The sequence below is a fragment of the Glaciecola sp. 33A genome (assembly GCF_002836745.1).
Taxonomy (GTDB): domain Bacteria; phylum Pseudomonadota; class Gammaproteobacteria; order Enterobacterales; family Alteromonadaceae; genus Glaciecola.
Genome location: NZ_PJAR01000044.1, coordinates 541,901 through 554,114, shown reverse-complemented (window position 1 = coordinate 554,114; position 12,214 = coordinate 541,901). Strand labels below are relative to the sequence as shown.

Here is a 12,214-nt window from a genome sequence, read left to right as displayed (position 1 = left end):
ACCCAAAGTAGCGAATACAAAAACCGGTCTTGTTTTTAACTCGACCGGTCTTGCTTTTAACGTGTAGCCAGAATTCGATCTATTTGGTTCGCAAAATTCATTTTGTCTTTTGCGGAAAATGATTTTGGACCCCCCGTACGTTCACCACTTGCTCTAATTTGGTCCATAAAATCGCGCATGGTCAGTGTCGCTTTAATTGTCGCTTTATCATACGCTTGACCACGAAAATTGACGGCTAATCCATCTTTCGCAAGGATCTCAGCGGCTAAAGGAATATCGTCAGTAATAACTAGGTCATTGGCATTACAACGTTTAACAATTTCATCGTCAGCCACATCAAATCCAGCGCTTACTTGTAAAGAAGTAATGTGTTCATTATGCGGTACGGAAATGTGCTGATTTGCCACAAAAGTAAGTGGCACCAGAGTGCGTTGAGAGGCCTTTACGAGGACTTCTCGAATAACGCTTGGACATGCGTCCGCATCAACCCATATTTGCATTAAGCCAGCATCCCACCGTCTACATTAATACATGCGCCTGTAGTATAGCTGGATGCGTCAGAGACCAAATATAATACCGTACCTGCCATTTCATCAGGGTGGGCAACACGACCTAATGGGATCACTTTGAGTGCATGCTTTAAAATAGAATCATTAGTGGTTAACGCAGAGGCAAACTTAGTGTCAGTTAAACCGGGTAGTAGCGCATTAACGCGAATATTTAACTTGCCGCATTCTTTAGCAAAAGACTTAGTCATGCTGATAACAGCGGCCTTAGTAATCGAATAAATTCCCTGCATGTCACCTGGCGTAACGCCATTTACGGAGGCAGTATTTAAAATAACACCACCGCCCTGCTCTCGCATCATCTTACCGGCTTCTACCGACATAAAAAAATAACCACGAATATTAACGTCAACGGTCTTTTGAAATGCCGCTATGTCAGTATCAAGAATGTGTCCAAAATAAGGATTTGCAGCGGCATTGTTGACTAAAATATCAATTTTACCGAACTCGCTTTTGACGTGCTCAAACAAGCTTGAAATTTGTTCCATTTCACCTACATGACATGCAAAAGCAGAAGCCTTTCCGCCGTTTTCTCTGATACTTGAAGCCACCGCTTCACAACCATCAATTTTACGACTAGACACAATGACGTGCGCGCCCTTAGCTGCTAATAATCGAGCAATAGACTCGCCAATACCGCGACTAGCGCCGGTTATAACCGCAACTTTTCCTGTTAAATCAAATAAATCTTGCATATTTTGTCCTTATTTTATTTTTCTTTGTGACTAAAATACTAGCGCCTTGGTGAGGTAACTAATGTAAATATAACATTCCTGTAAAATGCATAACAAAAATATCATTGATGGTAGTCAGTGGTTATCGCGATCAACTTACTTTAAGTTAGTCGTCAACCGGATATAAAACTACATTCAAGCTAACATACCACCGTCGAGTACCATTGTGTGCCCAGTCATAAAGCTACTTTCATCACTGCACAACCACGCCATAGCACCTGCAATTTCCTCAGGTCTACCCAATCGCTTCATTGGGTTAGCTTTGACTATTGCATTTTGACCACGCTCATCTAGCTTAGCCAAGGTGTTTTGCACCATCGGCGTATCTACAAAACTTGGGCAAACAGCATTAAAACGAATATTTGCGCGCGCATATTCAACCGCTGCTGATTTGGTTAGACCAATGACCCCGTGTTTTGAAGCTGAGTAGGCCGATATCATTGGCGATGAACGCAAACCGGCAACTGATGCAACATTGATAACATGGCCGCCTCCATTTGGTGCAAAGCAAGCTATAGCGGCGCGCATACAATGCCAAACACCCTTCAGGTTTACCGCAATATTGCGATCAAAGTCGTCATCTGACAATTCATGCATAGGTGCTGGTGTGTGATCAATTCCGGCATTATTAATAACCACGTCAAGACCGCCCAATGTTTGCATTGCTTGAGTGAACAATGCCCTTACTGAATCGCCGTTGGTCACATCCACTTTTGCAAAGTGAATATCATTACCTTGAGTTTTTGCTTGTGCCACAATTTTCAAGCCGTTGTCATCGGACAAATCGGCAATAATGACTTTCGCTCCTCGACTCGCCAGAAGCAAAGCAACCTCAGCGCCAATACCTGATGCACCGCCTGTAATCAAAATACGTTTATTCTCTACGTGAGCTGCAGGCTGCATTATTCGTCCCCTACCTTTAGTACTAACTTACCGAAGTTTTGACCTTTAAATAACATCATCAATGTCTCAGGGAATTTCTCTATTCCTACTACAACGTGATCTTTCACTTTCATTTCGCCGGAATCGATCCAGCCTGCAATATCCTTCATTGCAACTGGGTATTCAGCAATATTATCAAACACCACAATGCCTTCCATTTTAGCGCGATTCACCAGCAACGATAAGTAATTAGAAGGGCCTTTCACTGGTGTTGTATTATTGTATTGACTTATTGCACCACAAATTACAATCCGCGCTTTCATATTAATTTGAGTTAAGACGTCATCTAAAATATCACCACCGACATTGTCAAAGTAAACATCAACGCCCTTTGGGCAAGCATCTCTTAATGCTTTTTTTACATTTTGAGATTTATAGTCGATCGCAGCGTCAAAGCCTAATTCATCAATTAAGAACTGACATTTCGCAGCACCCCCAGCAATACCGACAACGCGACATCCTTTAATTTTAGCAATTTGCCCAACAAGACCGCCCACAGCACCTGCTGCACCGCTAACAACAACCGTTTCACCGGTTTTTGGTTCACCGGTTTTAAGCAATCCGAAATAGCCGGTCATACCCGGCATGCCTAGTACACCCAAATAATATGAAAGCGGCGCTATTTTGGGGTCAACCTTATGCAACATTTTGCCATCAGTTACGGCATATTCTTGAACGCCTTGATGACCACAAACATGGTCACCTTCGGCAAATTTTTCATTTTTGCTAGCAACCACTTCCCCCACAGTACCGGCGCGCATTACAGCACCAATTTGTACTGGTTCAATGTAGGATCTTGTATCATTCAACCAACCGCGCATCGCAGGGTCTAAAGAAATGTATTGAATTTTAACTAACAACTCACCGTCTTTTAATTCGGGGACATCAGTTTCAGCATACAGCCAAGTATCACTTGTAGTTTCGCCAAAAGGTCTTTTAGCAAGTTGCCATTGTTTATTTTTCATTATTATTTTTCATTATTATTTTTCCTAAAACCAATCTGGATTCATATCACTACAAACGTCATTGTCTTGTTTGAGTATTTTTAAATCACGGTCAATTGTGGGTAATTCCCAACTAATAAAATATTGCGCCGCCTGAATTTTACCTTTATAAAAATTAGCTTCTTTTTCGGTGGCATCTCCAGCCATTAATTTTTGCTCAGCAACACTAGCTTGACGTATCCAAATCCAACTCACTACTATTTGCGCAAACACATTCATCATCGCTTGAGCATTTGCCAATAATGTCGCTTGCTTGTCAGATTTAATCGTACCAGATACATGCACAATTATTTCATGTAGGGCGGTTAAGTAATGTACTAATTCCTTTGCCATTGCCGCTGTTTTAGGCGTGACTATTTGTGACAAGTCATGTGCTACTTCACGCTTGAGTATTTTCAGGCCAAGACTCTCTTTTTGCCATAGCTTTCTAAATGAAAGATCCAAAGCTTGGATCCCGTTAGTTCCTTCGTGTATTGGGTTTAAGCGATTGTCACGCCAGAACTGCTCAGAATAGTACTCTCTGGTATACCCTGAACCACCCAAAACTTGGATACCTAAGTCGTTTGCTTTTGGCCCAAATTCCGACGGCCATGCTTTAAAAACAGGCGTTAACAAGTCAAGCATTTCTTTTAACGCATGTTTTTCCTCAATATCGTCACACGTATTAACTCGATCAATAAGATGCGAGCCGTACATACACAACGCCATCCCACCCTCAGCATATGATTTTTGAGCAAGTAGCATTCTTTTAACATCACCATGCAAGACGATAGGTGCCGGTTTGCTTGAGTCACTATGATCAACATGACGACCTTGAGTTCTGTCCCTCGCAAATTCTAGCGAATACTGATAACCACGATAACCAATCATAGCAGCACCAAAACCAACACCAATTCGCGCTTCATTCATCATCATAAACATATAACGCAAACCATGATGCTCTTCACCTACAAGATAACCATGACAATCATCATTCTCTCCAAATGTGAGTGCAGTTGATGTTGTTCCTCTATAACCTAATTTGTGCAATAGTCCCGCCAGCTGCACGTCATTGCGATCGCCAGCATCGCCATTTTCATCGAGTCGGTACTTGGGCACTACAAATAAAGAAATACCTTTTACCCCGGGTTGGCCACCTGGAATTTTCGCTAATACCAGATGAACAATATTTCTGGACAATTCATGATCACCGCCAGATATATATATTTTACTTCCTTTTACTCGATAACTGCCGTCGGCTTGCTTAACTGCACTGGTCGTAATGTCGGCTAATGATGAACCCGCGTGAGGTTCAGTTAATGCCATTGTGCCAGTGAATTCTCCGGTCAGCATTCTGGGCATAAATTGCTGTTTTAATGCAGGTGAGGCAAAGTGGCAAATAACATTAGCCGCTGCTGAGGTCAAAAATGGGTAAGAAGTGGTGCTTGGATTTGCCGCCATAAAATACGCAGACGCTGCCGTCATTATCACTTCTGGTAATTGCATACCGCCATCTTCAAAACTGTATCGACCTGCGATGAAGCCCGCTTCACAAAACGCATTATAAGCAACTTGAACTTCTGGGATCATAGTCACTTTATGACCGTCGAATGTTGGCTCATTTTTATCAGCAATATGATTATGTGGTAAAAATAGGTCGGTTGCGATTTTCTCTGCCGTGGCAAGAGTGGCAGAAAATGTGTCTTTATTGTGCTCCTCAAATTTACTGTATTCACACAGTTTGTCAGCGTGTAAAACATCATAAAGCTGGAAATTCATTTCCAAATCAGGGATCAATTTGTCTGTCATTAGTAAACGCCTCGGTTTTATCGACATTTTATCGCACATTTTATCGCACATTGTTTTTTAAAATGCACAATGGTCAGTGGCCATTTAACTCAACATTACAGCATGTATGCACGCGCTTTTGCCAATTGATTTAACTAATATAAGATTAACAATTAATTGAATAAAGGTTCGGTAAATACAATGCTTTATTCAGCTACTAATTAAGGTTGATGCGATTACGTGTAAATTCTGGTAAGGTCACGCGCGCGCAGTCAATCGCAACGAATGTTGAGTAAAAAATAAGCACAAAAAAGCACAAAAAAGCACGGGAAGTTGACTACTTCAGCCATAATCAGCTCAAATATCAATACAACACACTCATTTTAGGTGGCATCGAATGAAAACATACAAACTAGCTAGCATTGCATTATGCGTAGCAACCGCGCTACAAGCCAACGTCGCAACAGCGCAAGAGACACAAAAAAAAGAATCTGTTTTAGAAAAAATAACGGTAACTGCTCAAAAACGTACGCAATCAATACAAGATGTGCCCATTTCGATTGCTACGTTAAGTGGCGAACAATTTGAAAATATTTTTTCCGGAGGCGAAGATATTTTAGCGCTGGCGGTTAGAGTGCCTGGTTTGTATGCTGAATCATCAAATGGTCGTGTTGCTCCACGTTTTTATATTCGTGGTTTAGGTAACACTGACTTTGACCTAGCTGCTTCACAACCTGTTTCGATAATTATGGATGACGTTGTTAAAGAGAACGTCATTCTAAAAAGCTTCCCATTGTTTGACATTCAACAAGTGGAAGTAATTCGTGGACCGCAAGGCACATTATTTGGTCGTAACACGACTGCGGGTATTATTAAGTTTGACAGCGTTAAGCCAACAGAAGATTTTGACGCATACGGTAAAATGAGCATAGCCTCTTTTGGTACGATTAATATAGAAGGCGCGGTAGGCGGTGGCCTTGCTGATAATCTCGCTGGTCGCTTCTCATTTCTTTCACAACAACGTGACGATTATATAGATAATGCGTTTGCAGGCGAGGACGATGCTCTTGGTGGCTACGATGAACTAGCTTGGCGTGGGCAATTGTTATTCACACCTATTGACGACTTATCAATGCTATTAAATGTGCACGGCCGTGATTTGGAGGGGACTGCATCCGTATTCCGTGCAAACGTGTTTACCAAAGGTTCTAACGATTTGAACCAAAACTACGATCGCGACAGTGTATTTTACGATGCTAACTTACTCGGCAATGGCTTTGACAATAATCCTCAAGAGTACGAAAACGTTGGTTTCTCGTTAAAAGTAGATTATGACTTAGGGGATCTTACATTCACATCCATTACGGCGAATGAAGAAGCCGATGGTTTCAGTTTAGGTGACGTCGACGGCGGTGCTGGTTCACTTAATACGAGTATTCCTGGCTTTATTCCATTTACCGCAGTTACCCAAGATAAAATGAATGATCTTGAGCAGTTTACTCAAGAATTTCGCATTGCTAGTAATTACAGTGCCCCTCTTAATTGGCAAGTGGGTGCGTTTTACTATGACTCCTCTTTCAATGTCACTAGTATCGATGGTTTCTATGGTGCCACAACCGTTTTCCATGAAAACAAAACTTGGGCAATCTTTGGTCAAGGTACATACGACGTATCTGATAAATTGACCATTACCGGCGGTTTACGTTATACCGACGATGAAAAATCATTGATCGTAGGTGATCAAAACGTCAACGGATTAGCCTTAGTTTTTAATATCGCGAGTGTTCAAGATTACGACCCTATAAATGTTCAAGATGATCAAGTCGGCTACGAACTAAGTGCAAACTACAAGCTCGATGAGAACTCTTCTTTGTTTGCTCGTTACGCAAATGGTTTCAGAGCACAAAGTATCCAGGGTCGTGATGTCGCTTTTGAGGGAGCTCCTTCAGTTGCTGAAGCCGAAACCATTAACAGTATTGAATTTGGTGTTAAGTCAGATGTGTTGGATAACAGTTTGCGTTTAAATGCGGCTGTTTTTTACTACACAGTTGACGACATACAGTTTTCTGCAATTGGTGGCGATGCCAATAGTGTTTCGCTACTAAATGCTGATAAAGGCTCTGCATACGGTTTTGAAATAGACGCCACTTATGTTGTTAATCAAAATCTCGTATTAACGAGCGGTTATAGCTATAACAAAACTGAAATTGAAGATAATAGTTTGTCTGTTTTTCCATGTGGTGCTAGCGCTGAATTTGGTCCTAACTGCACGGTTACTGATCCTATGACTAACGATAATCGTGCATTAATTGACGGTAACCCTTTCCCGCAAGCACCTGAAACAATATTCAACTTTACGGCTCGTTATAGTGTGCCGATGGGTGATGATGGCGAATTTTTTGCTTACACTGATTGGGCATTCCAAGGTAAAACTAATTTTTTCCTATATGAATCAGTTGAATTCCAAACGGATAACAACTTTGAAGCAGGCCTACGTATAGGTTACGAAAACTTTGCACAAAACTACACCGTTGCTATATTTGCCAGAAACTTAACGGATGAAGATAATGTAAAAGGCGCTGTCGATTTTAATAATCTAGCCGGTATTATGAATGAACCTCGAGTTATTGGTGTTGAAGGTAAAATTAGTTTCTTTTAAACGTTTGGTGAAGGTGTTTGATTTTTAAGACACCTTCCTGAATTGTCACTATGCGCTCAAGCCTTATTGATTAGCCAACAGGAAATGAAGACACAAAAAAAGCCATTTCACATTGTGAAATGGCCTTTTTTTATAATCACTACACCTTTTCGGGCAGCGGTGATGAATCAATCCGTTTTTTACGTTTGAATAGCTGCTTAAAATCATCCAAAATCATGTATAGAGCCGGGATTAGCAACAAGGTAATAACCGTCGCAAATAAAATACCAAAGGCCAGCGATATCGCCATCGGTATGACTACCTGAGCCTGCAAGCTGCGCTCGAAAACTATTGGCATTAGACCCATAAATGTTGTTAACGAAGTAAGGATAATCGCTCTAAAACGTTCACTACCAGACTTTAAAACAGAATCAATTAAGCTTCTACCCTCTGCCCTAGCTCGATTAACAAAGTCCACCATAATGAGTGAGTCATTCACCACTACCCCGGCTAAAGCAATGATCCCGCATATTGACAACACACTGACGGCTTGCCCCAACAGAAGGTGACCAACAATAGCACCAACCATACCGAATGGAATAACCGACATAATAATAAGAGGCTGTGAATAAGACTTTAATGGAATTGCCATTAGAGCATAGATAGCAATAAGCGCAAAAACGAAGCCTTGAGCCAAGGACATCATCGCATCTGTTTCGTCTTTTGAGTTACCTTGTAAGCGAAATTCAACTTCAGGATAACGCACCAACATCTCAGGGATAACTTTGCTTTGCACATCAATGAGCAAGTCACGAGTATCAACAATGTCAGCGTTTACTTTTGCAGTAACAGACACTGAGCGACTGCCATCTACACGCACTATATTGGCGTAGCCTTTACCTAACTCAATATCGGCAACTTCACTAAACGGGATGTCATCACCATTTGGCGCACGAACCCGCATAGTTTCAAGGTTACCAATTGAATTACGTTCGTCTTTTGGGTACCGAACCATTACTTTTATTTCTTCGTCATCGCGCTGAATACGTTGAGCCTCTGCACCATAAAAACCATAACGTACCTGCTGTGCGAGTTGCGATAGAGACAAACCTAGCGCCTCGGCCTCTGGTTTGAGTGATAAATTTATTTCGTCACTGCCACCGCTGAATGAATCGTTTACTTCAGTAATTCCTGCATAGCCACCTAGATAACTGCGTAATTCTTTAGAAACATTTTCAAGTTGCGAGACATTATCTGAACGGAATTCGAAACTCAATCCATTGCCACCGCCTGGACCACCAGGACTGCCAATCGTAAAGTTCCTGACGCCTGGAATTTCAGGTAAGTATTCGCGCCAAATATCTTGAATTTGTACATCTGTTAATTCGCGTGTTTCGCCTTTTGTTAATTCAATAAAGACCACACCACCTAAAATACCATTATCAAATGCAATTGCATGTTTAACCGCTTTTACGCCGGTTTGATCTACTACGTCATCGTCCATTTTACGCATCGCGTCTAACATGGCATTTATCGCTTCATCACGCTGTCCTAAAGAGGAACCAGCCTCAAGCTCAACGGTAGCCTGCATGAAGTCCGAAGGTATACTTGGGAAAAACTGCCAGCGCACTAAACCGCTGGCAAATAAACCAATGGTAATAATCAATAAACCAACAAAGCTAGCTAATGTGGTGTAACGGTATTTGACCGCTTTTCTCAAAAATGGCACGTACTTATTTGTTATAAAAGTTTTAATACCGACACTAAAAAAGACTCTAAACTTCTGAAATTTATTGGCCTTACTTGGGTCGTAAGGCTTTAATTTCATGTGTACTAAATGCGCTGGCAATATTAATTTTGATTCAATTAAAGAAAACACAAGACACATGATGACGACAATACCAATCGTCTTCCATATAACACCAAAGGTGCCGCTGACCATTAACATAGGTGAGAACGCGGCAATGGTGGTTAACACCCCAAAAGTAGCTGGCATTGCTACCTTTTTAACACCCCTAATAACCGCTTCGGCGCTGTGTCCTTTTTGGTCAATTTCGGAATATGCCGATTCCCCCATAATAATGGCATCATCTACCACTATCCCCAGAACCAAGATAAATCCAAATAAGCTCAACATATTAATGGAGACATCTATCAGCGACGCCGGCATGAACATTAACGTACCAAGGAAACAAACCGGCAAGCCTAATATCACCCAAAAAGCTAACTTCACTCGCAAGAATAATGATAGAACAATAAAAACAAGTAACGCGCCAAATCCCATATTTTTAAGCATCATACTAAGACGATCAGCTAAATAAAATGAACTGTCGCCCCACGTGTCAGCACTTAAATTGGCGGGCATCGTTTTACGTTTTTCATCTAAATATGCATTGACGGAATTAGAAATCTGCAAGGCATTTTGGTCGCCAACGGCCCTAACACGAAGGCTAACTGCTGGCTTACCGTCGAATAATGCAAATTGTCGATCTTCTACAAAACCGTCATTAATTGTCGCAATGTCACCTAGAAGAAGTCTTGTACCATCATTTCGACTGATCAAAACAATCTTAGCAAAGTCCCAAGCGTTATAGGCTTGACCGTTCGCGCGCAATAAAATATCACCATTATCTGAACGAATCGACCCTCCTGGTAAATCGATAGAAGACTCGCGAATTGCGGTCACCATGTCATTAAAGGTTAAGTCGTATTCCTGTAATTTTAATTCGGATATTTCAACTGAAATTTCATAATCACGCGAACCGACAACTGACACGTCTGAAATTCCGCCTAAATCGACGATTTCATCGCGAATACCTTGAGCATACTGTTTTAACTCTCGTTCCGTTGTTTCGCCATACACTGATACCCAAAGTACGTCTTGTGGCACCTTAATTCGATATACCACTGGTTTTTCGGTATTCCCGGGAAAGCTGGGAATCGCGTCCACCTGCACTTTGACCTCGTCTAATAAGTTTTGTACGTCGTAACCATCTTCCACTTCGATGCTAATAGAGCCGACACCCTCACGAGCCGTTGAAGTTAGCTTTTTAATCCCTTCGAGATCTTTGATTGCGTCTTCAAGTTTGAGTATAACGCCCTCTTCTACTTCTTGTGGCGCAGCGCCTAAATACGGGACTTGTACAGCTATGACGTTGACTTCGAATGCGGGGAAAATCTGTTTTTGGACTCTAAAAATACCAAATATTCCACCGATGATAATAATGAACATTAACAAATTAGCCGCTACGCTGTTGCGTGCAAACCAAGCAATGACGCCTTTCTCGGTATCAATCTGTTCTTCTTCGTATTGTTCACTCATTATTTAACCTCAATAGCATTATCATCTACAGTCGACTCTGCTTGAATCTTCGGCGTTACCTCATCATCCGAGAAACGAACCGGCATACCTTCGTACGGGTTAGGTATAGCACTCATAACGACTTGTTCTAAAGGATTTAAACCGTCACTAATATACACAAAATTTTCATCAGACCTTTGTACTGTTACAAAGTTAATTTTGATTTTTTTGTCATCATCTACCGTTAATATTGTGCCGTCTAAGCGTAAAATGTTGCGCGGTAACACCACCATATTACTTGACGTAATGCCGGTGATTGTCGCACTTACAAACCGTCCAAAACGTAGTGCCATGCCTTTTGATTCTGCAGGTGCATTTAGCTGGTATGGGTCATAAACCTCTACAACACCATATATTACTCGACTTTGAGTGTCTAACACGGCCTCATCACGAACCAATTTGCCTTGCCATTTAATGTTCTTTCCAGCAACGTCAGAGCTTAATGTTACTTGCGGGCTTTCTTTACTTAAGTCAGCTAAAAAGGCAATATCATCGTCAGTTAATGGCAATCTCACTTCAGCTACGTCTGTTGCAAAAACTTCCCCAAGCTGCCCACCTAAAGAGACAAATTTGCCTAAATCTACATCGCGAGATTTAACTAAGCCATCGTATGGTGCTCGGATTTTTGTTCTATCCAAGTTACGTTCTGCACGTTGCAAATTGGCTTGCGCTGCTTTGACTGAGGCCTTTTCACGAGCGAGTTGAGGTTTTCTAAGTCCTAATTCAGGCGCGTTTCCTTTGTTAAAAGAACGCCACTCTTGTGCCGCCACTTTTCCACGCGCTTTTTCTTCGTCTAATGTCGCTTGTGCTCGCGCAACTTCAGATTCAGCTAGTAATAAATCGGTTTGATAGTCAGCAGTTTCTAACTCAACTAGCACATCACCTTTCTTAAAAAAGCCACCTTCAATGAAATTATCTGCAATGGTAATAACACGTCCACTGACTTGGGCACTCAACATTGTTCTGTTCTTTGGCTGTACCGAACCTTGTGAATACACTAAGAAATCGACATTTTTGACCTCTATTGGTTTTGCATCAATTAGAAAGTCACGTGTAATTATTTGGTCTTTCTCGGGCTGTTCCTTTATGCTAATCAATATAACCATTACTGTTATTGCACCGATTAAAATCAATATTGGTATACCTACTTTTTTGAAACCACTCGCCATTGAAAAAACCTTGTCAATTCATTAAATTATTTT

The 12,214-nt window shown here is 41.4% G+C and carries 8 protein-coding genes; 1 reads left to right on the top strand and 7 read right to left on the bottom strand.

The window, feature by feature from the left end; genetic code table 11:
* Positions 1-56: 56 nt before the first annotated feature.
* The 5 genes from CXF81_RS18545 to CXF81_RS18525 all read right to left on the bottom strand — a co-directional run bounded on the left by CXF81_RS18545 (position 57) and on the right by CXF81_RS18525 (position 5,034).
* Positions 57-500, bottom strand: a complete 444-nt coding sequence (locus CXF81_RS18545; protein WP_101182887.1) for a YaiI/YqxD family protein — start codon at positions 498-500, stop codon at positions 57-59.
* A complete protein-coding gene (locus CXF81_RS18540) occupies positions 500-1,261 on the bottom strand; it encodes an SDR family oxidoreductase (protein ID WP_006008365.1) in 762 nt (253 codons plus the stop codon). The genes CXF81_RS18545 and CXF81_RS18540 overlap by 1 nt, the downstream gene beginning before the upstream one ends.
* 174 nt (positions 1,262-1,435) lie before the next feature.
* Positions 1,436-2,203 carry an SDR family NAD(P)-dependent oxidoreductase gene (locus CXF81_RS18535; protein ID WP_101182886.1) on the bottom strand — a complete coding sequence of 256 codons (768 nt, stop codon included), beginning with the start codon at positions 2,201-2,203 and terminating at the stop codon, positions 1,436-1,438.
* Entirely contained in the window at positions 2,203-3,207 is a 1,005-nt protein-coding gene (locus tag CXF81_RS18530) for an NADP-dependent oxidoreductase (protein ID WP_101182885.1), read from the bottom strand. Before CXF81_RS18530 ends, CXF81_RS18535 begins: the two co-directional genes overlap by 1 nt.
* Positions 3,208-3,231: 24 nt before the next feature.
* Positions 3,232-5,034 carry an acyl-CoA dehydrogenase gene (locus tag CXF81_RS18525; protein ID WP_101182884.1) on the bottom strand — a complete coding sequence of 601 codons (1,803 nt, stop codon included), beginning with the start codon at positions 5,032-5,034 and terminating at the stop codon, positions 3,232-3,234.
* Between the two features lie 376 nt (positions 5,035-5,410).
* Between CXF81_RS18525 and CXF81_RS18520 the strand changes: the two genes are divergently transcribed.
* Complete coding sequence (locus CXF81_RS18520; protein WP_101182883.1) at positions 5,411-7,672, top strand: TonB-dependent receptor; 2,262 nt, start codon at positions 5,411-5,413, stop codon at positions 7,670-7,672.
* A gap of 139 nt (positions 7,673-7,811) precedes the next feature.
* Here CXF81_RS18520 and CXF81_RS18515 read toward each other — a convergent pair whose 3' ends face one another.
* Both CXF81_RS18515 and CXF81_RS18510 read right to left on the bottom strand, forming a co-directional pair.
* Positions 7,812-10,973: an efflux RND transporter permease subunit gene (locus CXF81_RS18515; RefSeq protein ID WP_101182882.1), complete on the bottom strand. Its 3,162-nt coding sequence runs from the start codon at positions 10,971-10,973 to the stop codon at positions 7,812-7,814.
* Positions 10,973-12,181, bottom strand: a complete 1,209-nt coding sequence (locus CXF81_RS18510; RefSeq protein ID WP_101182881.1) for an efflux RND transporter periplasmic adaptor subunit — start codon at positions 12,179-12,181, stop codon at positions 10,973-10,975. Before CXF81_RS18510 ends, CXF81_RS18515 begins: the two co-directional genes overlap by 1 nt.
* Between the last annotated feature and the right edge of the window lie 33 nt (positions 12,182-12,214).